The organism is Sodalis sp. C49 (genome assembly GCF_046352915.1).
Lineage (GTDB): Bacteria > Pseudomonadota > Gammaproteobacteria > Enterobacterales > Enterobacteriaceae > Acerihabitans.
Genome location: NZ_CP163303.1, coordinates 315,529 through 339,326 on the forward strand (window position 1 = coordinate 315,529; position 23,798 = coordinate 339,326).

At 51.9% G+C, this 23,798-nt stretch carries 22 protein-coding genes and 2 pseudogenes; 13 read left to right on the top strand and 11 right to left on the bottom strand.

What is annotated here, in order from left to right; translation table 11 throughout:
- The first annotated feature begins 340 nt into the window (after positions 1-340).
- From ABUK12_RS01340 to ABUK12_RS01350, 3 genes and pseudogenes are all read left to right on the top strand, one after another.
- A complete protein-coding gene (locus ABUK12_RS01340) occupies positions 341-2,026 on the top strand; it encodes an NAD-dependent malic enzyme (protein ID WP_410014596.1) in 1,686 nt (561 codons plus the stop codon).
- Between the two features lie 89 nt (positions 2,027-2,115).
- The gene (locus ABUK12_RS01345; RefSeq protein WP_410014597.1) at positions 2,116-2,979 is read left to right on the top strand and encodes a helix-turn-helix domain-containing protein; all 864 of its coding nucleotides are present in this window, start codon (positions 2,116-2,118) and stop codon (positions 2,977-2,979) included.
- 133 nt (positions 2,980-3,112) lie between these two features.
- Positions 3,113-3,430 (top strand): annotated as a pseudogene (locus ABUK12_RS01350) (IS66 family transposase); the annotation flags it as partial.
- Between the two features lie 90 nt (positions 3,431-3,520).
- Here ABUK12_RS01350 and ABUK12_RS01355 read toward each other — a convergent pair.
- From ABUK12_RS01355 to ABUK12_RS01365, 3 genes are all read right to left on the bottom strand, one after another.
- Positions 3,521-4,237, bottom strand: coding sequence for a DUF554 domain-containing protein (locus ABUK12_RS01355; protein WP_410014598.1), 717 nt, complete (start codon positions 4,235-4,237; stop codon positions 3,521-3,523).
- A gap of 239 nt (positions 4,238-4,476) precedes the next feature.
- On the bottom strand, positions 4,477-5,055 hold the full coding sequence (locus ABUK12_RS01360) for an ester cyclase (RefSeq protein ID WP_410014599.1): 579 nt from the start codon (positions 5,053-5,055) through the stop codon (positions 4,477-4,479).
- A gap of 40 nt (positions 5,056-5,095) precedes the next feature.
- A complete protein-coding gene (locus ABUK12_RS01365; protein WP_410014600.1) occupies positions 5,096-5,719 on the bottom strand; it encodes an NADPH-dependent F420 reductase in 624 nt (207 codons plus the stop codon).
- A 136-nt stretch (positions 5,720-5,855) separates the two neighbouring features.
- On the opposite strand from ABUK12_RS01365, the gene ABUK12_RS01370 reads away from it, so the two are divergent.
- Positions 5,856-6,755 (top strand): LysR family transcriptional regulator, encoded by a 900-nt coding sequence (locus ABUK12_RS01370; protein WP_410014601.1) that lies wholly within the window; start codon positions 5,856-5,858, stop codon positions 6,753-6,755.
- A 3-nt stretch (positions 6,756-6,758) separates the two neighbouring features.
- On the opposite strand, the gene ABUK12_RS01375 is transcribed toward ABUK12_RS01370, so the two are convergent.
- Positions 6,759-7,118: a hypothetical protein gene (locus ABUK12_RS01375; RefSeq protein ID WP_410014602.1), complete on the bottom strand. Its 360-nt coding sequence runs from the start codon at positions 7,116-7,118 to the stop codon at positions 6,759-6,761.
- Positions 7,119-7,280: 162 nt separating this feature from the next.
- Positions 7,281-7,730 (bottom strand): winged helix-turn-helix transcriptional regulator, encoded by a 450-nt coding sequence (locus ABUK12_RS01380; protein WP_410014603.1) that lies wholly within the window; start codon positions 7,728-7,730, stop codon positions 7,281-7,283.
- A 182-nt stretch (positions 7,731-7,912) separates the two neighbouring features.
- Here ABUK12_RS01380 and ABUK12_RS01385 point away from each other — a divergent pair, with 182 nt between their 5' ends.
- The 5 genes and pseudogenes from ABUK12_RS01385 to ABUK12_RS01405 form a co-directional block, all read left to right on the top strand.
- Positions 7,913-8,548 carry an NADPH-dependent F420 reductase gene (locus tag ABUK12_RS01385; protein WP_410014604.1) on the top strand — a complete coding sequence of 212 codons (636 nt, stop codon included), beginning with the start codon at positions 7,913-7,915 and terminating at the stop codon, positions 8,546-8,548.
- A 48-nt stretch (positions 8,549-8,596) separates the two neighbouring features.
- Entirely contained in the window at positions 8,597-9,535 is a 939-nt protein-coding gene (locus ABUK12_RS01390) for an SDR family oxidoreductase (RefSeq protein WP_410014605.1), read from the top strand.
- Between the two features lie 72 nt (positions 9,536-9,607).
- On the top strand, positions 9,608-10,249 hold the full coding sequence (locus ABUK12_RS01395; protein ID WP_410014606.1) for an NADPH-dependent F420 reductase: 642 nt from the start codon (positions 9,608-9,610) through the stop codon (positions 10,247-10,249).
- Complete coding sequence (locus tag ABUK12_RS01400) at positions 10,246-10,659, top strand: nuclear transport factor 2 family protein (RefSeq protein WP_410014607.1); 414 nt, start codon at positions 10,246-10,248, stop codon at positions 10,657-10,659. Before ABUK12_RS01395 ends, ABUK12_RS01400 begins: the two co-directional genes overlap by 4 nt.
- A 381-nt stretch (positions 10,660-11,040) precedes the next feature.
- Positions 11,041-11,336: pseudogene (locus ABUK12_RS01405) on the top strand (malto-oligosyltrehalose synthase); the annotation flags it as partial.
- 21 nt (positions 11,337-11,357) lie between these two features.
- Here the strand turns inward: ABUK12_RS01405 and lptG are convergent.
- Together lptG and lptF are read right to left on the bottom strand one after the other, a co-directional pair.
- Entirely contained in the window at positions 11,358-12,437 is a 1,080-nt protein-coding gene (gene lptG / locus ABUK12_RS01410) for an LPS export ABC transporter permease LptG (RefSeq protein ID WP_410014608.1), read from the bottom strand.
- Positions 12,434-13,504 (bottom strand): LPS export ABC transporter permease LptF, encoded by a 1,071-nt coding sequence (gene lptF, locus ABUK12_RS01415; protein WP_410014609.1) that lies wholly within the window; start codon positions 13,502-13,504, stop codon positions 12,434-12,436. Before lptF ends, lptG begins: the two co-directional genes overlap by 4 nt.
- A gap of 615 nt (positions 13,505-14,119) precedes the next feature.
- On the opposite strand from lptF, the gene ABUK12_RS01420 reads away from it, so the two are divergent.
- The 3 genes from ABUK12_RS01420 (at position 14,120) to ABUK12_RS01430 (ending at position 17,108) form a co-directional block, all read left to right on the top strand.
- Positions 14,120-15,457: a lipopolysaccharide biosynthesis protein gene (locus ABUK12_RS01420; protein WP_410014610.1), complete on the top strand. Its 1,338-nt coding sequence runs from the start codon at positions 14,120-14,122 to the stop codon at positions 15,455-15,457.
- A complete protein-coding gene (locus ABUK12_RS01425) occupies positions 15,454-16,290 on the top strand; it encodes a hypothetical protein (protein ID WP_410014611.1) in 837 nt (278 codons plus the stop codon). Before ABUK12_RS01420 ends, ABUK12_RS01425 begins: the two co-directional genes overlap by 4 nt.
- Before the next feature lie 260 nt (positions 16,291-16,550).
- Entirely contained in the window at positions 16,551-17,108 is a 558-nt protein-coding gene (locus ABUK12_RS01430; RefSeq protein WP_410014612.1) for a YtfJ family protein, read from the top strand.
- A 243-nt stretch (positions 17,109-17,351) separates the two neighbouring features.
- On the opposite strand, the gene spt is transcribed toward ABUK12_RS01430, so the two are convergent.
- The 4 genes from spt to ABUK12_RS01450 form a co-directional block, all read right to left on the bottom strand.
- On the bottom strand, positions 17,352-18,524 hold the full coding sequence (spt, locus tag ABUK12_RS01435) for a serine palmitoyltransferase (protein ID WP_410014613.1): 1,173 nt from the start codon (positions 18,522-18,524) through the stop codon (positions 17,352-17,354).
- Positions 18,511-18,771, bottom strand: coding sequence for an acyl carrier protein (locus tag ABUK12_RS01440; RefSeq protein WP_410014614.1), 261 nt, complete (start codon positions 18,769-18,771; stop codon positions 18,511-18,513). Before ABUK12_RS01440 ends, spt begins: the two co-directional genes overlap by 14 nt.
- A gap of 31 nt (positions 18,772-18,802) precedes the next feature.
- A complete protein-coding gene (locus tag ABUK12_RS01445; protein ID WP_410014615.1) occupies positions 18,803-19,723 on the bottom strand; it encodes an NAD-dependent epimerase/dehydratase family protein in 921 nt (306 codons plus the stop codon).
- Between the two features lie 186 nt (positions 19,724-19,909).
- Complete coding sequence (locus ABUK12_RS01450; protein WP_410016793.1) at positions 19,910-21,652, bottom strand: fatty acyl-AMP ligase; 1,743 nt, start codon at positions 21,650-21,652, stop codon at positions 19,910-19,912.
- 922 nt (positions 21,653-22,574) lie between these two features.
- On the opposite strand from ABUK12_RS01450, the gene ABUK12_RS01455 reads away from it, so the two are divergent.
- Complete coding sequence (locus ABUK12_RS01455; protein WP_410014616.1) at positions 22,575-23,699, top strand: N-acetyltransferase; 1,125 nt, start codon at positions 22,575-22,577, stop codon at positions 23,697-23,699.
- Positions 23,700-23,798: the final 99 nt, after the last annotated feature.

The following is a 23,798-nucleotide window of genomic DNA, read 5'->3' on the forward strand; positions in this document are numbered from 1 at the left end:
AATGGGTTTTATTGATTAAATAGCTGACGTTAAATACGTATTATGAAATTATAATGTTTTATTTTATACTCAGATGTATAATTTGTGTGCGCTACTCATCACACAATCTTTTTGGTAATTTAATTAATCTTTGTTTAATTAAAAAAACTTTAAATAGTTAAAAACGCATATTAATAATTAAATTTAACTGAGAGTTGCAACCTGACATGCTATAACAGTCACCACTGATGGATTTTTTAGCCGGGTGCGGACAACTGCTTTATGCCAAGCTGCTCGCCGGCTGCGAGTGAAAAATATAAATACAAGCGTATTTATTGATGTTATATGCGAGGGTTGTGAAATGGCATCGTGCAAAACGTTGTACACACATTATACCGGGTCATTGCTGCTGGATAATCCCTTGCTGAATAAGGGATCGGCTTTCACCGAACAAGAGCGTCGCGCCCTCAATCTCTGCGGATTGTTACCGAATCAGGTCGAAACCATCGGCGAGCAAACGGAGCGCGCTTATTCTCAATACTGCCAATTTGAACGGGATATTTCAAAACATATCTATTTGCGTAATATCCAGGATACCAACGAGACATTGTTTTATAATTTGTTACGTTATCATCTTGACGAAATGCTGCCGATTATTTACACCCCAACGGTAGGCGAGGCCTGCGAGCAATTTTCGGCGATCTATCGCCGCGCCAGAGGGTTGTTTATTGCCTACCCGGACCGGGATCGTATTGACGACATGCTGCAGAATTTCTCTAAACATGATATCAGAATCATTGTGGTTACCGACGGGGAGCGCATTCTCGGGTTGGGCGATCAGGGCATTGGCGGCATGGGCATTCCTATCGGCAAGCTCTCTTTATATACCGCCTGCGGCGGCATTAATCCGGCACAAACGTTACCGATCATGCTGGACGTCGGAACCAACAATATGCAGTGCCTGGACGACCCGCTGTATATGGGCTGGCGGCACCCGCGCATAAACGATGACGAATATATGGCCTTCATCGACGCCTTTATCGTGGCGGTCAATACCCGCTGGCCCCGCGTCTTGTTGCAGTTCGAGGATTTCGCCCAAAAGAACGCCATGCCGCTGCTTGAACGTTATCGCCATACGCTGTGCTGTTTTAACGACGATATCCAGGGTACCGCCGCGGTAACGCTGGGAACCCTGATCGCCGCCAGCCATGCCGCAGGCGGCCGGTTACGCGATCACCGGGTCGTATTCCTCGGGGCGGGTTCCGCCGGCTGCGGCATTGCTGAAAATATCATCGCGCAAATGATGGCGGAAGGGGCCGGAGAAAAAGAAGCCCGTGCCCAGGTCTTTATGGTCGATAGATTTGGTCTGTTGACCGACGATATGCCCAACCTGCTTGATTTCCAGCGCCGGCTGGTGACCGCCCGCTCCTCGCTCGCCGGCTGGGGCCTGACTACACCCAGCGTCTCGCTGCTGGACGTGGTGCGTCACGCCAAGCCGAGCGTGCTTATCGGCGTCTCCGGCCAGACAGGGCTGTTTACTGAGGAAATCGTGCACGAAATGCTGCGCCACTGCCCGCGGCCGATTATTATGCCGCTGTCCAATCCGACATCGCGCGCGGAGGCCCGACCGCAGGACGTGCTCGCCTGGACCGAAGGCGCGGCAATGATAGCGACGGGCAGCCCGTTTGCGCCGGTGATTTACCAGGATCGACGCTATGATATTCCCCAATGCAATAATGCGTATATTTTCCCTGGCCTGGGGCTGGGCATTCTTGCCTCTGGCGCCAGCCGCGTCACCGATGGCATGCTGATGGCGGCCAGCCAGGCATTGGCGGCCACTTCGCCGTTGGCGATGACCGGCGCGGGGCCGCTACTGCCGCCGGTGAATGATATTCAGCAAATATCGCGCGCGATCGCCGTTAAGGTGGCCAAAACCGCCCAGGAAGAAGGCGTGGCGTCGGTCATGTCGGAAAAGGACCTTGCCCGGTCATTGGAGCAGAATTATTGGCAGGGTGGTTATAGCCATTATAAACACTCATCTTTTTAAATCGTTTATGCGCCACCTGGGGGTTGGGGCTATCGGTCCGGCACCCGGTTTGTGTTTTTTTATGCCCATGAGTGTTATGAGGAATGCCGATGGATCCCTCCCACATCATTTTTGCCCTGCTGGGCTGGTTGGAAAATAACTTGGATCAGCCATTAATAATGGATCGGATTGCGAGTAAATCAGGTTATTCAAAATGGCATTTACAACGTATGTTTTCCAGAATAACCGGTACGACGCTGGGTTCATATACCCGGGCGCGCAGATTGTCCCGGGCAGCGGTGGCGTTATGCGTCACCGATTTACCCATTATTGATATTGCCATCAGATATCATTTTGACTCCCGGCAGAGCTTCACCCGGGCGTTTAAAAAACAGTTTGGCCAAACGCCCGCCTTTTACCGCGATACGACGGAGTGGCCGTCGTTTGGCATTTGTCCTCCGATACGACCAGGCGCCGCGACTATACCGCCGCTCACCTATGTCACCTTACAGGATGTGCAGTTATACGGCGTCACCAGCAGCTATACCGGGTCGCTTGGGCGGGATAGCACTTTTTTTCGCGCCGATTTGCATACGGATTTTTGGTTTCACTATTTGGAGCAAGCGCGGATCTTACCGTCCGTCTTGTTTGGTCTAAATCATGTACTGCCGAATAAAAGCCCTGAAATGGGGCAGGAAGTCATATTCCGTTACACCACTGCGCTTCAGCCAAAGTATGCCCCCATAGGTCAACCGGTAATACTGGCGGGCGGTGAATACGCGCTATTTACCTATAACGGAGATACGGGCGGCCTGCAGAATTTTATTTTGATGCTGTATGACACTTATTTGCCAAAGCTGAAATTAACGCGCCGTCAGGGGCCGGATATAGAGTGTTTTTATCCGCAAGGCAAAGAGGAGATAGCAACGCTGCATCAATCGAATTGCCAATACCTGATACCGGTATACCGCTGAAGACATCGTTGTCCTTGCCTGGCAGTATCCCAATGCGTTGTGCGGGTGATATTTGTATCCGGGGGCGTCCGGCCGGGTAACGAAGGCAGGGGTGCGAAGCACGATCCCGATCGTTACTGATAGGGCCTTTACCACGCTGTCGCGCCAGGCCGATACGGCGAAGGCGTCCAACTATCTGATGAATCACTGGCAGGTGTTGTGCTACTACGCCGGCGATGGCTGGGCGGAGATCGATAACAATATCGCCGCAAACGCGCTGCGGGTAGCGAGCCCGGGCCGCAAAAATTGCCTGTTCTTCGGTTCGGACCGCGGCGGTGAACGGGCGTTGCACAAGCTAAACGGGGTGGAACCGGAAGCGTATCTGCGTCATGTGCTGGCAGTTATCGCGGAACATCCCATCAACAAGATCAAAGATCTCCTGCCGTGGCACCTCGACATCCCTGCTGAGTAAGGGGCAATACGGCGCTAGACGGTCGCCTACTATGATGCCGCGGCAATTTTTTATAGTGGCAAAAAAAATGGCACGACAGAGAATTTTTTTTCAAGCTGTCATCAGTGCCCTCCATACAAAAGAAAGTGGCACAACAAACAATAGCGCTGGTAAAAAATTCACCACGGAAAAAATTTTAATCTGTGCGATGCGAAGTCCCACGGCAATCATAATTATACCACCGCAGGCCGAGAAATCGGCGAAAGCCGCCTTATCCATATATGGCATAATCCACACCGCTAGTCCAAATAAAGCGCTCTGGATTAACAGCTGGGGTATGGCCACCATCACTAAGGTAATCCCAAGTGACATCGAAAAGATCATCGCGGTAAAAAAGTCCATAATCGATTTAACCAGCAGCAGCTGATAATTACCTTCGAATCCTTCGGTCAATGCGCCGACTATGCCTAGTCCACTGGCACAAAACAGGACAATCATAGCGGTAAAACTTTGGGCGAATTCTTTTGCTGGCATAGTGCTACGGGTTTTGATGACTCGGGATAGCCAGTATTGAAGCTTTCCTGCCCCCCATTTAACGCCATGCTCCAGGGAAAACAATTCCCCTAATGTGGTTCCAAGGATCAATGCGAAAATTACCGCCGGCATATTCTGTACTTTTATCACCATCACAATACCGATCGATATCGATGCCAGCGCAAAAGTTGCGGGTAATCCTTCACGTAGCCGCTCTGGTACATGTTTGGCGAATGAAATGCCTAGCAGTCCCCCAGAGATAATTGCCGCACTATTAAGCCATGGTCCTAACATGATATCCTCATGATTATCCTATATAGATTTGTTATCTTGTTTTTCGTCGTTTTCAGGCATAGGAATTAAGGTAAACCAGACTACCCCTTCCCATCGTGCACTGGCTGAGCGTCAGCGGTGTACATACAGCTGAAGTCACGCACATAAAAAGCTGGAAAAATCGCCAGGAAGAAGAACTGGCCGCGTGAATCGCCAATTTTATCTGCGCCGGGGGTCAATTCCCAGCGCCTAGGATAATATTAATGTGCCAATCCAATTTGCTGCATAAACGAGGCGTTGTCCCAGAACAAATACTCTTCATCCATCACGCCGCTTTTAGTCCAATGGCCAAGGGTGGCCATCGTCAGCTTAAATGGCTTGCCTGTGGGTGCCGCCATTTTGCCGTTTCCCAAAGGCATCGGTTTGGTGAAGGTTCCCTCCATCATGCCGATGACCCCGGTCCATTCGCCCGAACCAAAGCGCACCGGATGCACATTGATATGCGTATCCGGCGCAAAAACGAATGTTTGCTTTAATTCAACAATATGGGCCGCCAATCCTTTGGTCGTATGGCCGTCAGGATAATGCACCAGGATATCCTGGGCATGGCTTTCATGCAGGCGATCCCATTTCTGATGGGTATATACGTCGAAATCGAGAGTATCAAACGTTTTAAGATTGTTATTAACGTTTTTTTCAGCGCTCTGATATTTCGACAGTTCCTGCATCAAGGGTGGTATGGCGTCATTCGCGCTTTTGGCTTTATCAGCGGCAAATGCGGAGGAAACAGCCAGCCCAAGCGCCAGTGCGGCAGTCACGACATGAGATGATAATTGCATGATAATACTCTTCTTATTAGATAGCGTGTCTGGACGCCGGTTATTTGTTGATAAGCCAGGTCGGCGCAATGGTGGTGCCAAGTCCGGCGCCATAGCCAAAGTAGATATTCAACCCGCCCAGCGGCTCAAGATAACGGGCATTTTTTAATCCGCCGGCATCAATCGCGCTAAAGCCCAGCGAGTGAACCACCGTGGATACCGTTTCTTTTGCCGATGCATCGTCAGCGGCGATAAACACCGGCACCGTGCTGCCCGCCAACTCGGGACCGGCAGCCAGTACCTGGGCAAATATCGTGTTGAAGGCTTTCACCAGACGGACGCCGGGGAAGGCGTTGGCGATTTCCTCGGCCGCGGACGTGACGTGTCCAAGGGTGAGCGACATATAATCGGCGCTCAACGGGTTGGTGATATCGATAATCACCTTGCCGTCCAGATTGCCAAGGGCGCGCAGCGCGTTCACCGCGTCACCGTAGGCGGTGGCGAGAATAATCACGTCCGCCTCGGCGGCCTTGGCGGGTTCCGTGGTTTTGGCTCCGAATTGCTTAGCCAGCGCTTCGGACTTGCCGGCGTCGCGCCCGACAATGTACACCAGATGTCCGGCTTTGGTCAGTTGTTTGACGAAACCTGCGGCCATATTGCCTGCGCCGATAACGGTTATTTTCATAGCAATTTCCTTTTGGTATAGGGGGGATGGCGATGACTGAACATGCGAATTGATACAATAAGCGTTTTTAATGGTGGGAAAAATGGCGCTATGAGAATATGACTATTACGTAAAACGTAATAATAAGAGAAATGAAGTGGATATCGTCAAAGCTATGCAGGTCTTTGCCACAGTGGTAGAGGAAGGCGGTTTTTCCAGGGCGGCGGATAAACTGGCGACATCGGGAGCGGCGGTGTCACGCCAGATTGCGGCATTGGAGAATCATCTCGGCGCGCTCTTGCTGCAGCGCACCACGCGGCGGCTATCGCTAACCGAACCAGGCGAGGCGCTCTATGAGCGTGCCCAACAGTTACTTGCCAGTATCGCCGAAACCGAGGCTGTGGTGGGGCAATACGCGCTGCGGCTGTCCGGATCGTTTCGCATCAGTGCGCCGCTGTCGTTCGGTATCCATCAATTAGCGCCGGTATTGCCTGAGTTTCATCGGCGGCATCCGGACTTGCAGTTTGATATCGATCTCTCTGATCGGGTGGTTGATTTAGTACATGAAGGGTTTGATCTCGCCATCCGCATTACCCGAGCCCCGAGCCCCAATTTGATTGCCCGCAAGATAGCGCGCATCAATATGATCGTTTGCGCCGCGCCAGGTTACCTGGCCGAGCGCGGCGTACCCATGACTCCCGCCGATCTCGCCGGCCACGATACGCTGGGCTATTCTTATCTCAGCTCAAGTGATAACTGGGAGTTTTATGATGCGGCGGGAACAGCAATCCAGGTACGTATCCAGCCTACGGTGCATGCCACCAATGGCGATCTGCTGCGTCACCTGGCGTTGGCCGACGGGGGCATTATGGCGCAGCCGGATTTTATCGTAAGTGAGGATATCGCCAGCGGGAAGTTACAGCGGATCCTGACTGAATGGAGTTTTGGGGAATTCAATCTGTATGTGGTTTATGTCAGCCGCCGGTTCCTACCGGCAAAAATGCGGGTTTTCATTGATTATCTGGTGGAAGTCTGGGGCGAATTCCCGCATCGGTAAGCCTTATCTATTCCTGATTCCCAGGATCGACTGGCACTCTGTTTGCACCGCGCTCAGCGCCAACTCCAGGGCGGGAGAATGGGATAGAATGGCTTTGCCATTGGCCATAGCATAGAGAGGCTTAGGCCTATCGATCGTGGGCACGACCCTGACCAGTTGATCAGAGGTAATCCTGTCAAGGAAATAGACTTCCCTGCCGCGCAGCGTTGATATATCAATCGTTTCATAAGTCGCGGCAAACAGGGTTTCGAAAGGATGACGAATCTTGGCTGCAATATGGCAGTAGCTCATCTTAGCCAGTTCGTTCAAACCCCAGCCCAGCCTGACACCGGTTCCCCGGCATCGACCAGATTCCGCTCTCATGGGTATTTTCCGCGTGAGTTAGGGTATTCCCTATCGTTTAACCTGGCTGGCGGGGCGGGGAAGTCATGGCCGTTGTCCAGCATCTCGGGCAGGCCCAGAATAAAACGCTGCTCGCGTGCGCACAGCGTTTGCGGGAGTTAACAGGCATGCTTGCCGTCCTGCTCACCCGTTGCCATCGGGGAATATGCATCCGCCATTGCGAACCTGTGCCTTCACCTCTTCGCTTACTTGCACGGGATGCTGACTGATTCTCGCAATGAACTCCTTTTGTCCCCGCACATACGACTTCGCATCGTGCTGCGCGCTCCACAGGACAATGCTCAGCATGATGGGAATGAGGTCTAGGCCTTTCTCGGTCAGCGTATAGAAGTCCTTGCGCCCGTCATCGGGGCTGGGCGCCCGCGAGAGAATGCCTTGCGCCTCAAGAAAGGCAAGGCGGGAAGCAAGGACATTGGTCGCGATCCCCTCTTCCGATTTCAGGAACTCGCCGTAGGTCTTCTTACCGGCAAAAACGATGTCGCGAATGATCAAGAGCGACCACCGGTCGCCGAAGACCTCCACGCCGTAGTTTACCGCGCAGTGGGACCTGATTTCTTTATCTGTTGTTTTCATGGTGAAATATTAACATTGCTTGCATATCGCAAGCAAATGTTATGATTACTTTCTTTTTACAAGTAACAATACTTGCTTATTGCAAGTGATATGGCTACCATGGTTTGTATGTTGAACGCGGTCACCGGATCGCCGCCGGCAAGCCATGAATGATTAGCCTCCTATCACTAAGGAAACTGCACATGAGCACTATCAGCATCATCGGCTCAGGCGGCATGGCCGCAGCGATCGGTGGCCTGGCCGCCAAGGCCGGACACACCGTCGAGGTGATGAGCCGCGACGCCGCCAAGGCGCGGGCGCTGGCCGGGCAGATTGGCGCCGGCGCGATCATAGGCACGTTCGGCGCCGCCCCGGCCGGGGATATTGTCATCCTGGCGGTTCCGTACTCCGCCGTTCTGGACGTCGTGAAGCAATACGGTGACAAGCTGGCAGGCAAGCTCCTGGTCGACATCACCAACCCCGTCGCCGCCGACCTCACGAGCTTTGTGACACCTGGCGACAGCTTCGGCGCGCGGGAGATCATGAAGGCCGCGCCTTCGGACGCCGTTGTCGTCAAGGCATTCAACACCCTGTTTTCCCACGTCCTGGCCGCCGGCTCCTTCCAGGGGCGCTCGCTAGACGTCTTCATCGCGGGCGACGACGCGCGGGCGAAGGGGCATATCGCGGTATTCATTGAAAGCCTCGGGCTGCGCCCGATGGATATCGGACTGCTGCCCATGGCGCGGACGCTGGAACACGTCTGCCTGCTGTCGCTGGGCCTGCTCGCCCACGCCATCAAGCACACCCACTTTTCAATCGGGGTCAGCCTTCCCGGCTGAGCTCACCCGTAGCGCTATTTTTTCATCTCACTTACAAGGAACAGCACCATGCGCGTTTTAGTTACTGGAGGAACCGGCCATATCGGTTCGTACATCATCCCTGAACTGATCGCGGCCGGACACGACGTTACCGGCCTGGCCCGCTCGGATAAAGCCGCAGAGGCGGTGGCCGCACTTGGCGCCAAGGTGCGGCGCGGAGATATTTCCGACCTTGAGGGACTCAAGGCGGCGGCGGCGGACGCCGACGGCGTCATTCACGTCGCCCACAGGCAAGACCTGCTTCCCTCCGGCGGGATCGACGCCGTGGCCGCCGCGGAACGCCAGATCATGCTCGCGTACGGGGAGGCGCTGGCGGGAAGCGGCAAGCCGCTGGTCGTGTCGGGGAGCATCGGCGCGCCCGGCTGGGAAAAACTGGGCCGGCCAGCCACCGAGGAGGACCCGTCACTTCCCGGCGGCGATGCGTACAAGGGGACCCTGCGGGTGCGTAACGTCGTCGATCTAGCCGTCATCGGCCTCGCCGAGCGGGGCGTGCGGTCGTCGATCGTGCGGATCCCGACCATCGCGCACAGCACGACCGACGTCGCCTTCCTGCCATTGTTGATCGGGCTGGCGAAGGAGAAGGGCGTCATCGGTTATCCGGGAGAAGGCGCGAACCTGTGGCCGGCCGTACACGCCCGTGACCTCGCCATCTTGTTCCGCCTGGCGCTGGAGAAGGGTGAGGCGGGCAAATATTGGCATGGGGTCGAGAGTGAGGGCATCCCGTTCCGCGCCATCGCCGAGGCCATTGGCAGCCGCCTGAACGTGCCGGCCGTGAGCATTCCCGCGGACGTGCTGATGTTGCCGGGCTACTTTGGCTTCCTGGCAAATCTGGTCACGCTCGATCTCCCGGCATCAAGCCTTATCACCCGGCAGGCTCTGGGCTGGGAACCCACTCAGCCCGACCTGTTCGCCGATATGGATAACGGCCACTATTTCCCGACCGCCTGACGCGCGCTGTATTACCGGGGCGATGTCCCGGTAATACATGACGAGCAACCTGTTAACTGACGAGGAAACAATATGAGCACTCCCATCAGCACTATCAGCATCATCGGCGCCGGCGGCATGGCCACGGCAATCGCGGGCCGTACCATCAAGGCTGGGCACACCGTCGAGGTGATCGGCCGCGACCCGTCCAAGGCGCAGGCGTTTGCCGATAAGCTTGGCGCTGGCGCGACCACCGGGACGTACGGCGCCGCACCCAAGGGCGACATCGTCATCCTCGCCGTGCCATACGGCAGTGCGGCGTCGGTGGTGGCCGATTTCGGGGCGGCGCTGGGCGGCAAGGTGATCATCGACATCACCAACCCTATCGCACCCGACCTCTCGGGCCTCGTGTCCCCCAACGGCAGTTCCGGCGCGCAGGAGACGGCCAAAGGCCTCCCCGCCGGTGCGCATGTCGTGAAAGCGTTCAACACTCTCTTCGGCCCTGTGCTTGCCAAGGGGGGGCGGCTCGACGCGTTCATCGCAGGCGACGATGGGCAAGCCAAGGCCCGCGTTGCGACTTTCCTCGGGAGTCTCGGCCTGCGGCCTTTGGACATTGGTGCCCTGCACATGGCCCAGACGCTCGAATCGCTTGGCCTCTTGATGATCGGCCTGGCAAAAAACGGCGCCGGCACGTTCGATATTGCCATGCACGTCGATATCGGATTGGCGCGATGAGCACACAAGGGAACGTGCAGATCGTGAAGGCACTCTTTGCAGCGCTGGGCCGCGGCGATCTGCAAGGTGTGCTGGCGTTGACGGCCGACGATGTCGAGTGGGTCATTCCGGGCGAGTGGCCGCTGGCCGGTACGCATCGCGGGCATGCGGGGTTGGCTGATTTTTTTCACAAGGCCGCTGACAGGGTGGAAACGTCCATTTCTGCGCCCCTCGAATTTATCGCGCAGGCCGACCGCGTCCTGATCGTGGGTTTGAGCACGGGAAAAATAAAGGCCACGAACAAGGCGTTCGTGGACCATTTTGTCTTCGCCATGACGCTGCAAGATGGCAAGGTGACGCACATCCGGGAGTATATCGACACGCTGGCACTGGCACGGGCAGCCGGAATGGCGGCTGCAAACCTTGGCTGACCCGGGCCTAACGGCCAGCGCGGTCGCCGCGCAGGCCTTCAGGTTATGGTACGCCGCTGGCGGAACTGCCATAGCAGGACATCTTCATTGTCTTCATGCAGGGCAATGGCGGGCAGCGCCGCCAACTCCCTGGGATGCCCAGGTAAGCCGCGGCGAGCGATAAAACCAGGCGCGGCGCAGACTATGCGCCAATTGGGCGCAATCAATGTAGTGACTTATAAGGTTTGAAGATCGCAGCTCGCCGATATGGATAACCAAATCAAAACGGTCGCTTCAGGCCACCAGCGGCTGGTCGGGGAGGGTCATCCTGATTTCAACATCCGGAAAGCGTTGCCGGAACGCGGCGACAACCGACGCGGCGTAACGCCGGCCAAAATCAAACTGGAAAAAGCGCTGCGGGAAGCCACGCTGCTCACTAACTGGGCCGACGGCACGATACTTGCGAAACGACCGTGCTCAACTATGCCCGCCACCTGCTCTTGCCTGCGAACCGGGACTATCTCCTGGATTTTTGCGACGCGCTGTATCTCTTTATTCGCGTCGGCTTGGTCAACAGCCTCACCCAGGCGATTTTCAAACTGACGGCGCCGGACGTACCGGATATCTACCAGGGCAGCGATGCGCTGGATTTCAGCCTCGCCGATCCCGACAACTGGCGCGAGCTGTATTTCGCCGCCAGCGGGCAAGGCGAGGCATTGTCAGTGCCGCTTGTTAAACCTGTAAACCAATATTAGGGCTATGATAAGGAGCAACATCGGCGGGGTAAGCGTCGTTAACTGGACATTTAGGGAAAATAACAATCCCAGGCTAACGATGATTTGGTAACTGATATACGTGAGTAGTCCGACAATGACGCCGACGGCTAAACGGCTACCCAAACCCGGTGCCCGGGGAATGCTAAAGGTAAAGGGGATGGATAGTAAAATCATTGCCAAGATTAAAATTGGCCGTCCCAACTTCTGCCATAAAGCGAGCTCGAACTCGATGTTGGGTTGATCGGTATTGCGCAGGTAGCGAATGTAATGGCGGAGTTGCTTGATGGAAAAGCTATAACCGGGCATGGTGAGCTCTTCCAAACTTATATTATTGAATATGGATTGCCACTGCAAATTCTCCTGCGCTATTACAGTTTCTTTTCCATTCGCCCATTTTTTTTGATTGACGCCGTGTAGAACCCACATCCCGCCATCAACAATAGTGGCTTTTTTCGCATAAATATAGGACTCGAGAGAAAGGTCAGGCTTGTAGTAAAATATCTCAATCCCTAAGGGTTGATGATGTTTATCTAAAGTATTTACCGTAACAAATTCATTGTTGCGTCTGGCCCACAGGGCGTTACCACTGCTAACGGTATCATTGGCCTGAGCAACGGCGGTGTTCTTAAGTTGCAACGCGCGTTGCTGCAGGGGAGATGCAACCCACTCGTCGAGGGCGCCCAATGAAACGGTCAGCATCAGACCTGAATATAAAATGACCAGGGAAATGCTGAAGATTGAAAAGCCGGCGGTGCGCATCGCCGTTAATTCCTGACTTTTCGCAAGTTGGTCAAGCCCTACGATACCGCCGAGTAGCGCAATAAAAGGACCGAGATCGATAAGGCATCGAGGTAATGTCATTAACACCACCACGAGGGCCTGTGTCCACCGGTATCCGTTCGCGCTGACATCATCGAGCTCGTTGATAAAGTTGAACGTGGTAAACAGCGGGATTAACAAGCCGGCGGCGGCCAGGAAGCCTATAAAGACGTTACGTATCAAATAACGGCTGAAGATATTCATCGAAATAATTTCTGCATCACTGCGAATTCGCGAGCTATCAATATCACTACTCCAATTGACATGATTAGCGGGACAAACCAAAGGCCGGGAAGGAAGGGAAGTGAACCGTTGGCAACCAATGTGCGGCAGATGTTGCCGCCATAAAAAATGGCGGTAAATAAGATAGCCAAGGGGAGCAGCGTCGCATAGCGGCCCTGGCGTGGTTTAGTCCGGCTTAGCGAGACCGCCAATAGCGCCATTAACACGGCATTTATCCCGCGGCTTTCCCGCCATTGCAGTTCTGCGGTATCGGCAGGATCGGATGAACGCGACAGCTCCGCTGCCGATGCCGACTTACTCTTGACATCCGCGCTTTGCTCAAGCGGTTTAAGCTGCAGTTTAAGATTATTATATATCTGCTCTTTGTCATCCGCGCCGGTATGATCCAGCGTGTAAGCCGTTCCCGAGTGCAGCACAACAGAGGGGGTGTTGGGCGAAGGATCAATAACCTCCAACGAGTGGGTTCTATAGACGTGGGTTTTGCTGCTGGAGAGCGTATAAATCAGTGCGTCGGACAGGCGTTGGGACGTTAAATCGATATGCTCGGCCAGGATCATCCTGCCGTTATCATTAATATTAAACTTTTTCGGTTGCAAATGACTGACATCGAGTTCGGATTCTGATTGCAGTTTTAGCTGATAAATTTGTGCGTAAGCCCAGGGTCGGCCGTACATCGAAAGCAGCGTTACCAGTATGCCCAGAGGAATAGCAAGGATCAGGACGGCTTTATAGAGCCGTAAAGGACTGGAGCCGGAGGCATAGATTGCGGTTATTTCCGAGTCATTATAAAGCTGGCCAAGAGCAATGGCGACGGAAACATAAAGACCAACCGGCAGCAGCATTTCTAATGCAATCAGCACCTTGTAGAAAACGATATCCAATACGACTTGCAGGGCTAATGTGCCATTGGCCGCTTCAGTCAGGTAGCGCTGGGCTGAATAACTGGCGAAAATGAAGACTAGAAAACCCACGATAAGCATCACTAACCGACGAGTCTCGGCCAAGATGTAGCGCTCAATCAAGTACATATATTACGAAGATCCCACATTACCTGGAAAGATTATAGAAATCTGTTAAATAACGTCTATCTCCCAACGGGAGAAGGGTCATCATTCAACCGGCTTATGTATCCGGACTATCTCACTATGCACCGTTAATCATATAGATGATGCCCATGATGTACAGGCTCTTTTGGGCGCTTTCGATCGCGCGCGTAGAATATCTTCAGGCCGAGTCCGCGGGCGCGTTCAGCAAGCTTCAGCGTTTCATCGCCAAAGGCGGACGTCTATTGTTTCTGAGGCTGTATTTTGTCCAATACCGGTTTGGTCATGCGAGTCACCGCGCGGCTGCGCGTTAACGCGCTGGGTACCGTGCCCGCTAATGCTGGCGGGATCAAAAGACTTTAGGTTGGCTTGGATTTGGTTTATCCTATCGCCGACTTGAGGCTTAGGCGCTCGGCTGCTGGATCGATGCTAGTTCAGGTGCAGTCAAGGGAACACTGACGGTTTCGGCTTTGATTTCCATGGGCGGAAGCATGTCTGAACCCATACCACAAGTATCGTCGAATCTGATATGTACGCAAGGCGGGCTTGGCCCTGCTGAGGTATTGATAACCGAGTGGCTAGTATGGCTGGTTTTTTACCATGAAGCATTGGTTTTCCGATGGTGCTTTCCGCACCATCATACGCAACAGCGCCTATTTGGGCTCCGGTAATGTGGCTAGCGCCTTACTTGGTTTACTTGCGCTTTCTTGCGCGGGTAAAGGCATGTCGCCTGAGATGTTTGGGGTACTGATCGTCATTCAATCGTATACAAAAGCGATCAGTGACTTTATCAAGTTCCAAACTTGGCAATTCGTGGTTCAATTTGGCACGCCGGCTTTGTTGAACAAAAACATTCAACGCTTCCGTAATGTGGTTTCATTTTCTTTCGGTTTGGATATTGCAAGCGGAGTGATTGCGGTGCTTGGGGGAATGTTACTGCTCCCTCTGCTTTCCCATGCATTAGGGCTTGATGCGAAAAGCTTCTGGCTCGCAATGTTTTATTGCACGTTGATTCCCTCCATGACGTCTTCCACCCCTACAGGCATTTTACGGGCGGTCGACCGTTTTGATTTAATTGCTATCCAGCAAGCAGTCAAGCCTTTCCTGCTTGCGGTCGGAAGTATCATTGCTTATTTTGGACATTTAGGTTTTGCGGGCTTTGTTATCGCGTGGTATGCATCCAACTTGATTGGCGGGACGCTGTTTTGGTGGTTTGCCGCGCGTGAATTGCGCCGCAGGAATATTCATAACGCTTTGCGACCTGGCTTATTCGAGACGGCGCGTCAAATAGAGGGCGCCTGGAACTTTGTGTGGACAACAAACCTTGCGCATACTATTTGGGCTGCCCGTAACTCGTGCAGTACAGTTTTAGTAGGCATTATTTTGGGGCCAGCGGCCGCAGGGTTGTTTAAAATTGCATTGACATTTTTTGATGCGGCAGGGACACCCGCTAAATTACTGGAAAAGAGTTTTTATCCTGAAATTATGCGCTTAGACCCACGCACTAAAAGACCATGGCTACTGGGACTCAGATCCGCGGTTTTAGCCGGTGGCATTGGTATACTTGTGGCGCTTGTGGTTGTGGCTGTCGGTAAGCCTGTAATTTCGGTTGTTTTTGGCTATAAGTATCTACAAGCCTACGATTTGATCGAAATTATGCTCAGTGCCATTGTCGTGTCCATGCTAGGCTTTCCGCAAGAGTCCTTGTTGTTTATGGCGGGTAAGCAGCGGGTTTTCTTAATTGCGCAGGCAATTGCTTCAGCTTCGTATATCGTGCTTTTGGTCGGACTGTCTCAAGCATTTGGCGTGCCAGGCGCTGCTTTTGCTTATTTTGGGGGGCAATGTCTAGATGTGCTGTTGTCTCTCATACCTACTTTATGGGCCTATCGCCATCGCTGTTTACTGAAGTTCAGTGCCCCCGCAGAGATTACCAAATGATTGATAATAGCAAATGGAAAAAATTCTCACCTGAAACGGTGGAGTTATTATTTACAGCGGTAGAAGAAGATGACATCGTCAATGATCATGCCAGCCTGCCGCAAGCCATCGATTTGCAATGCTCCCAGGAAAACATTCAGAACTGCTATGCATTGTGCTTGCAGTTTTGGGAGGAAGGTTTCACTCGCGTAGAGCTATTGCGTTTAGTGAAAAAGTTATTAAAAGGTGGCGAACTATCTGCGACGGAGCGAATGCAATACAAATATATCCGCTCACGCTATAAGCATTTACGTTTCGCCCAGCGGCTCTATAGTAGAAAGCATGAGGCTAATCTTTGGTTTCGCCAAACGACCGTATTTCTTGGGCACTTTCAGGATGCTTTTCGTAACGGGAAAAAAGATATTGTTACGTTTTACGGCCGGATTTTACGTGTTTATCTCAGTAAGCCGGTTTGGATGCTGGTGCATCATGCTTTACGTCATGCCCGCTTAGACAGTGAGAACGGTTTTATCGCGCATCGCCAGGAGCAAATACGAGCGCTGCGGGCGTTAATAACCCAGCCGCAGTTAACAGGACAAGAGTTTCATAATGTGCGTAAAATTATCAGTCAGCAAGTGTCTTATTACGACACGTTAAGATCTATCTATCCGGATAACCAGGATGCCTACAGGCTATCCAGGTATTTAGCCAATATTAATGGATTAATGGGAAATCGGCATGATGAGATGGTGGCGGATAAGCTGGCGGGACGAAAGCCATATGAAGAACCGACAACGCTTGACGCAAATATTCGCCAACATTTGGAGTTGCTCGTTGCGCATTTTCCTTTTTAACGTTGCCAGCCGAGCCGTTAGCCGATAAGGGATGATTCTTCCCCTGCTAATAAGAATATAGCTCATCAGCCGCACGGATATTCACGCGTCGATCGCATTTTTAGGCGCTAATGAGGATACCCGTTGTTATAGCCTTTTTTACTTTCCCTCGTTGCGCCATCACCGCTGCTGCGTCGGCAGGGGTGTCTTGTAAACATAATCAGGCTTATGCTTAAAGACGACCAGGCAGCCGGAGCTCCTGCCAAAATAAAGGAGTCATCATGACATTAGGTAGATTACCGACCATTTTGCTTCTCCTGCTCCCTCTGTCGGCATCTGCGCATAATTTTATCGCCGGCCAACGAGTCACGCCCGTCGAGATTACGGACCGAGGGGAATTAGTGCTGGATCATAACACGTTTAGCTATAAAAACTGGAATAGCTCAGAGTTGGAAGGAAAAGTTCGCGTAATACAGCATATCGCCGGGCGCACCTCTGCAAAGAAGAAAAATTCGATGCTGATTAAAGCCGTTGAGGACGCGATGTTTCCGAATGACCGCTTTCAACCCGTCACTATCGTCAATACCGACGATGCGATTCCAGGTTCAGGCATGTTTGTACGCGGCAAAATCGAAAAAAACAAAAAAAACTATCCTTGGGCGCAATTTATTATCGACAGCAATGGCTTGGCTCGCAAAGCCTGGCAGTTGAAAGAAGAGAGTTCAACAATTGTGGTGCTGGATAAAGACGGACGCATTCAATGGGCGAAAGACGGCGCCCTGACTCCGGAGGAAGTGTATCAGGTGATTACTCTCGTGCATAAATTGCTTGATAAATAGACACCCCGACGCCCTATACCCTGGGAAAAGCCTATTCCCGGTTGGACGTTCCTGTATGCAGCAGCCTGTGAGGATCAGGGAGATGATGTCCTGGCATAAGAATCACTACCCTCCGCGGCGGCCGAATACCACCCTCAGACAAAATTCCACGTTACTCACTAGCCAGGGAGTGATGAAGTGTGTTTGAGAGCCCTGCTGCTCATGGAACAGCCATGGGCAGCAGGGATACTGCTTTGCGACGTATCAATTTTTCAGGGCGGCAAAGGCCTGAATAATGGTGTCGATTTGTTCTTCACTGTGCGCTGCATTGACGCTGCAGCGTAGCAGGGTAATGTCTGCCGGCGCCGCCGGCGGCAGCACGAGGTTTACATAGACACCTTGAGCTATCAGGTCGCGCCAGAAGCGTAGACCATCTTCTTTCGAACCAATCATGACAGGAACCACCGGACTGATGCGCGGGCCCAGCTTATAGCCGAGCTGAGCAAGACCTTGATAGAGCCTGTGCGCGCTGCGCCAAAGTTTTTCACGTAGCTCCGGGTGTTGCGCAATGATTTTCAAAGAGGCGCGCACGGAAGCGATGCTTGATGGCGATGGAGACGCGGTAAAGATGTAAGGGCGGCTGCTGTAGCGGAGAACTTCCATTGCCTTGGGGCCAACGGCAAAGCCGCCGATAGAGGCTAAGCTTTTGCTGAAAGTGCCCAGCACAATATCGACATCTTGCTCAACGCCCAGCGCTTCAGCAAGGCCACGGCCGGTCGCGCCCATTACACCGAAGGAATGGGCTTCATCTATTAACAAAAAACCGCCAAGGCGCCGTTTTATATCGACTATTTCAGCCAGCGGCGCAACATCGCCCAGCATGCTGTAAATACCTTCAACGATAATTATCGCGCTTTGCGCACGCTCGCCCAGGCGCACCATGCGGCGCTCAAGATCGTGGGCATCATTGTGGCGGAAACGGATAATTTGCGCGCCGCCCAGGGCACATGCGTCATAGATACTTGCGTGGCAGTCCGCGTCTATCAATACTACGGCGCCAGGATCGGCAAGAGTGCTGATAACACCCAGATTGGCGGTATAGCCAGTAGAGAATACAATGGCAGTAGGCCGGTCAAAAAAGGCCGATAACTCTTGCTCTAATGCAAGGTGCGAGCCATAGCTGCCGTTAGCCATGCGCGACCCGGTGGTCCCGGTGCCTTGGGCTGCTAATGCCGCTTGGCCGTCGGCGATAGCCTGGGCATTGAAGCTTAGGCCCAGGTAATTGTTTGTGCCCGCCAGAATAATTTTTCGATCGCCAATGCGTCCCTCGGTTGCTGAGTAGATCTCATCAAAGCAGGTGCCAAATGGATTTAGGCCGGATGTTTGGAATTGCTCCCGCTCCCTGGCAATGCGTGCAAATTTATCATACAGGTCCATTGGCGCTCTCCAGGTGAGGGAGTAGGGCATCCAGCAACTGCTCAGGTGTTCTCACCTTCATTAAAATATTTATTGGAATTGAAATATCGAATCTGTCTTCTAACATCATTAACAGGCTCATCACTTTTATGGACTCCAGTCCAAGATCATTGACAAGATCACTTTCTGGCTTTATATCTTGATCGTCTGCGACCAGCCCCTGTAAGCATTCAAGGATATAATCCATCACAATTTCACGAGTTAGCATAAAAACGTTGACCTACCTATAGTCAAGATAATCAAAATAGTCCTTCGCGCAGCGCGCGTTCCAAACTAATCTTAGGAAACCAATTAATAGATTCGGACAAGTTATTATTGCTGGCAGACCAGTCCTGATGTGTTAATTCGCGAATTTTGCTGTGAGTTAACATCGGTTCTTTTCCCGCTAAACGGTTTGCTAGCATACTGATTGCGGCAATGAATCTGAGCATAGGTAAAGGAATTCCGACTAGCCGCACGGGACCATGACGCACCGCGGCGCCTATTTCTTGCAAGCGCTTCCAGCTATAACCTCCAATTACACCGTCGCAAAGTTCATAGGGATAAGTTTGCGGTCGATCGACTATTAACCACAGGGCAACGGCTTGCGCTAAATCGCTTACGTGCAGAAAAGAGAGCTGTGCTTCAGGCGCACCAAGGCGAGGAAGTACGCCCCGTAGGAGCCAACTGAATAAGGGTTTCAACTCTTTGTCCCCTGGCCCATAAACAGCCGTCGGGCGAAATATTCCCAGGGAAATATTCTCCGTCTTGCTCATAGTTATTAATTGTTGTTCAGCAACATATTTTGATTTTGCATACCAAGACAGTTCAGGATAACGGGCGGCGAGAGAAGACATAAATAGGAAACGCCCACAACCGCCGCTTTCTTTGGCGGCCTGCATGAGGCGTAAGCTGCCTGTAACATTACAACGGGTAAAGGTTTCTTCCGTATGTCCGCGAACTTGCCCCGCGCAATGAACCACATGGTCGGCGCCGCTAACCAATTCTGATAGAGAGCCTTGATCTTCAAGCGCACCATGAACCCAGGTTAACTTATTGGTTGAGGCTTTACGTGCGATTCTGGTCAATGCCCGCACTGTAAAACCGCGTGAGAGCAAATTTTCGACGATGTGCTTACCGATAAATCCTGTCACACCTGTAACTGCAACCGTTCTTGTCATTGCGCATAACCTGCTAACCGTATCCGCGGGCTGTTTAATCCGGTAAGTTAACGCTTATTAAATTGCAGGTTGAGGCTTTACGTGCGGTTCTGGCTAAGGCCCGTGCTGTAATTGCGTGTGTGAGCAGATTTTCGACGACGAACTTTACGTTAAAATTCGTCACACTGTTAACCTCCGCCGTTCTTGTCATTGCGCATATCCTGTCAACCTTATCTGTGGGCTGATTAAATCATTAAGGTAACGCTTCTTAGCCTCAGCGCGCGCAGGTTTCCCTGAGGAGGTGCGGGGAATGCTATGCGGCGGCAATAGTTCAATATCCACCGCAACGCCGAACTCGCTTTGAATACGCGCCGTTAAGGAGTGGATGATTTGAGCGCGGCGTTCTTCAGAGCTAATCCTGCACTGGATTTGCAAAATAATCCTGGCCCCCGCTTCATCGTGCTGTTGGGTGGTGACGAAGGCTATTGCATCACCTGAGCGGATTTCTGGCTCCGATTCCGCTACGTATTCAATATCCTGAGGCCAAATGTTACGACCGCGAATGATAATCAGATCTTTTTTACGGCCCGTTACGTAAAGATTTTCATCCAGCAGATAACCTAAGTCACCGGTATCCATCCATCCGGTAGCCTGAATTTGTTGCTGTGAAGCATCGTCCTGGAAATATCCGCTCATTAAGCTCGGGCCTGAGATACAGATGCGGCCCACTTCACGCTCTCGTAAAGGCGTCCCGCTTTCACTGCGAATTTCGATGCGATGACCGGGAAGCGCCTTGCCGCAATTGACAAAATCAGCAATGGCGCGCGTTTTTTTGGTAGGCGCGACCGCTTTGCCTTCGTACTCCAAAATATCGCGGTCGGCTTCGTTGACCCGCAAGCCCGATGCATCCGCGAAAAAGCTTACCGCCAAGGTGTTCTCGGCTAAACCATAGCAGGGCATAAAAGCCTTGCCGTCAAAGTGGATTTTGGCGAAGTGTTCACTGAACTGGCTCAGTAACGCGGGAGGAATAGGTTCAGCGCCCACACCCGCCACACGCCAACTGGAGAGATCCAGCCCGGTTAGTTCTTTATCGTTACTGCGGCGTAAGCATATTTCGTAGCCAAATGGCGGAGCCACGGACACGGTGCCACGATTTTTACTGATAAGTTTCAGCCATTGCATCGGGCGCATGGCAAAATCTTGTGTGCGCAGATAGTCAACGGATAATTGGGTTGCCATTGGGGTAAGCAGAAAACCCACAAGCCCCATGTCATGATAGAAGGGTAACCAGGAGACGCAGCGATCGCCAGCACGTAATTTGATGCCGTCATGGCTGATAACCTGCAAGTTAGCCATTACCGCACGCTGGGTAATTATTACGCCGCGGGGAAAGCGGGTGCTGCCAGACGTATATTGAAGATAGGCGATATCGCCTGATGACGGCGGCTGCAGTTCCACATCCTTCTCCGGCAATGCCTCTAAATCTGCATGGCTCAGGATATATGCAGGCGGCGTATCGCCGCTGGCAGAGCTAATTAACGGTAGCCATTCATCACTGCTGATGATAGCCACGGGTTTACAGCTTTTTAATAGACCCTGGAGTTTGTCGCTATAAGAGGCAAGTTGTCCCACACCCATAGGAATGGCAAGCGGCACCGCAACTAACCCGGCATATTGGCAGGCAAAAAAAGCTTCTACAAATCCAACGCTGGTATCAGCGATCAGCGCTACTCGGTCGCCTTTGTGAAGATTGAGTGATAACAGGCGTCGCGCTCCGATGATCGCACGACATCTTAACATGCGATATTCCAGCGCGGTCACGAGCTGGTTACGGCGGTCGTAAAAATTCATGCCTGTGCTTCCCTTAGCGGCGTAGTCTAAGGCCTCCACCAGGGTTGGGAAATCTGCATAACGCATGGGAAGAGAGTGGGCAGAGCTTGTTTCAGACATATACAAAGCAGCCATAGATTCAAAATCAACGAATAATACAGTCAACCATTGATACAAGAGGGAGGGTTATTGTAATAATTTGTAAAGTATCATTGATTTTTTTATACTTAAAAGCCTAATTTCTTTTAGTTCGATATTTTCAAGCTACTAAAAAACAAGGAAAAATCAGGCTCGGGTATTACATGCCGATATTCGAACGGTGATCGCACTTTCAGCCTATTGTGAGTTTTCGGTGCCCAGGGTTTTCCGTTAATTCAGACTTTGTCCGGCTTTAATAGATACTGCGGTGTTATAGCCAATCTCATTCTAACCATAACCCGGTAATCTTGCGTTCACTAAGTTATTTCCCTGAATATTGCCTGACGAATTTTTATCAACGCATTTTTCATTTCAGGCGCTTGACAAGTATGGGCCGCTATTTGGCGGATGGCCAACTCCTCATCTTTCCCGGCGACTTGGCGCTTAAAGTTGGCCCTTAATTCGTTTACCTCACTTCACAGCGTGTGCGTCAAGTCCGGGTTGGAACGGTTTAGCTTTTCATGCAACCCGCCCGTAGAGATGTTATAGCCTTGATATGGAAAAAGCATTAAGTGTTAAAAGATAGCAATGCTTCTCTAAATAATGTCAGTAGACTATTGGCTGCGTTGAGCGATTCCGGCTTTCGCCGCGCATTGATACCGCAAAGCATAATAGGTTTTAACGCGCGGACATATGGCTGAGGTTTTACGTTTTCTTACAAGGTTATGTAGGTATAAGATCAAAATATGGCAGGGTTCCATTTTGCCTTGGCTTCGCTAAGGCAATAATTTTTTATGCCTTGATGGGTAGGTAAGGGTTAAGCACCAATGATCGCAGACAGTGATAATGTCTGCTGAGGTATTGGATGTTTTTTTCAATAAATACGATAGGTTTAAGGGTGTTTATGATTCGCATTGAAAAGGTCATGGATAAGCGTGAGCTTAAGGCATTTATCGCCTTTCCTTCTTCACTATTTCGCGATGATCCGCATTGGATTGATCCCTTGTATCTAGAGCGTATAGAGCATCTTTCCAAGAAAAATCCGGGTACTGAACATATCGTATGGCAGGCATGGGTAGCCAAAAAAGAGGATAAGGTTGTTGGCCGGATAACGGCGCAAATCGACACCTTGCACCGCGAACTTTATGGTGAGGATACGGGCCATTTTGGCATGATTGACGCCATTAATGATCCCAAGGTATTTAGCGCGCTATTTACCGCGGCGGAAGAGTGGTTGAAGTCTAAAGGAGCGAAAAAAATCACAGGCCCTTTTAGTCTGAATATTAACCAGGAAAGCGGCTTGCTGATTGATGGTTTCGATACTCCGCCTTCGGCATTGATGACACACGGTAAGCCTTATTATTCCGCGATGGTGGAGCAGCAAGGATATGTACCAGGGATAGATTTGCTGGCCTATTGGATGCGTCGGACAGATCTGCATTTTTCTCCTACATTAGCCAAGCTTATGGAACAGATGCGCAAAAAGGTGACTATTCGCCGTCTCAATCGTAAGCGGTTCAGTGAGGAAATGCAGGTTTTGCGGCAGATATTTAACTCTGGATGGCAGAATAACTGGGGATTTGTGCCCTTTACCGAGCATGAGTTTGCCTCAATGGGGGAGCAACTGAAGTTTTTAGTACCGGACGACATGATTTATATCGCTGAGATAGACTCGGTGCCCAGTGCCTTTATTGTAGGTTTACCAAATATCAATGAGGCTATCTCGGGTTTGCATGGACGTTTATTCCCTTTTGGCTGGGCGAAGTTGTTATGGCGCCTGAAAGTCAGTGGTGTACGTACCGCCAGAGTGCCCTTGATGGGGGTTCGCCAAGAGTATCAATTCAGCCGTTTGGGGCCGGTTATCGCTTTACTACTCATTGAGGCGTTACACGATCCCTTTGCGAAGCGGAATATCGATGCGTTGGAGATGTCTTGGATCTTAGAGACCAATAGTGGTATGCGTACGATCTTGGAGCGGATTGGCGCGATTCCCTACAAGCGGTATCGTTTGTACGAAAAGCAGTTATAACCGGGCGTGGACAAGCCGTTGTTTTTAACTCCTCGATTTGACGCAAAGGCTGCGCACCCGTTTGTCATAAGATGTATTAGCCCCCTGATGATCCATACA

Excerpts from the sequence above, each read along its gene's own strand:
- ABUK12_RS01340 (WP_410014596.1), top strand. The coding sequence starts at position 341 with ATGGCATCGTGCAAAACGTTGTACACACATTATACCGGGTCATTGCTG.
- ABUK12_RS01345 (WP_410014597.1), top strand. The coding sequence starts at position 2,116 with ATGGATCCCTCCCACATCATTTTTGCCCTGCTGGGCTGGTTGGAAAAT.
- ABUK12_RS01355 (WP_410014598.1), bottom strand. The coding sequence starts at position 4,237 with ATGTTAGGACCATGGCTTAATAGTGCGGCAATTATCTCTGGGGGACTG.
- ABUK12_RS01360 (WP_410014599.1), bottom strand. The coding sequence starts at position 5,055 with ATGCAATTATCATCTCATGTCGTGACTGCCGCACTGGCGCTTGGGCTG.
- ABUK12_RS01365 (WP_410014600.1), bottom strand. The coding sequence starts at position 5,719 with ATGAAAATAACCGTTATCGGCGCAGGCAATATGGCCGCAGGTTTCGTC.
- ABUK12_RS01375 (WP_410014602.1), bottom strand. The coding sequence starts at position 7,118 with ATGAGAGCGGAATCTGGTCGATGCCGGGGAACCGGTGTCAGGCTGGGC.
- ABUK12_RS01380 (WP_410014603.1), bottom strand. The coding sequence starts at position 7,730 with ATGAAAACAACAGATAAAGAAATCAGGTCCCACTGCGCGGTAAACTAC.
- ABUK12_RS01385 (WP_410014604.1), top strand. The coding sequence starts at position 7,913 with ATGAGCACTATCAGCATCATCGGCTCAGGCGGCATGGCCGCAGCGATC.
- ABUK12_RS01390 (WP_410014605.1), top strand. The coding sequence starts at position 8,597 with ATGCGCGTTTTAGTTACTGGAGGAACCGGCCATATCGGTTCGTACATC.
- ABUK12_RS01395 (WP_410014606.1), top strand. The coding sequence starts at position 9,608 with ATGAGCACTCCCATCAGCACTATCAGCATCATCGGCGCCGGCGGCATG.
- ABUK12_RS01400 (WP_410014607.1), top strand. The coding sequence starts at position 10,246 with ATGAGCACACAAGGGAACGTGCAGATCGTGAAGGCACTCTTTGCAGCG.
- lptG (WP_410014608.1), bottom strand. The coding sequence starts at position 12,437 with ATGAATATCTTCAGCCGTTATTTGATACGTAACGTCTTTATAGGCTTC.
- lptF (WP_410014609.1), bottom strand. The coding sequence starts at position 13,504 with ATGTACTTGATTGAGCGCTACATCTTGGCCGAGACTCGTCGGTTAGTG.
- ABUK12_RS01420 (WP_410014610.1), top strand. The coding sequence starts at position 14,120 with ATGAAGCATTGGTTTTCCGATGGTGCTTTCCGCACCATCATACGCAAC.
- ABUK12_RS01425 (WP_410014611.1), top strand. The coding sequence starts at position 15,454 with ATGATTGATAATAGCAAATGGAAAAAATTCTCACCTGAAACGGTGGAG.
- ABUK12_RS01430 (WP_410014612.1), top strand. The coding sequence starts at position 16,551 with ATGACATTAGGTAGATTACCGACCATTTTGCTTCTCCTGCTCCCTCTG.
- spt (WP_410014613.1), bottom strand. The coding sequence starts at position 18,524 with ATGGACCTGTATGATAAATTTGCACGCATTGCCAGGGAGCGGGAGCAA.
- ABUK12_RS01440 (WP_410014614.1), bottom strand. The coding sequence starts at position 18,771 with ATGCTAACTCGTGAAATTGTGATGGATTATATCCTTGAATGCTTACAG.
- ABUK12_RS01445 (WP_410014615.1), bottom strand. The coding sequence starts at position 19,723 with ATGACAAGAACGGTTGCAGTTACAGGTGTGACAGGATTTATCGGTAAG.
- ABUK12_RS01450 (WP_410016793.1), bottom strand. The coding sequence starts at position 21,652 with ATGTCTGAAACAAGCTCTGCCCACTCTCTTCCCATGCGTTATGCAGAT.
- ABUK12_RS01455 (WP_410014616.1), top strand. The coding sequence starts at position 22,575 with ATGATTCGCATTGAAAAGGTCATGGATAAGCGTGAGCTTAAGGCATTT.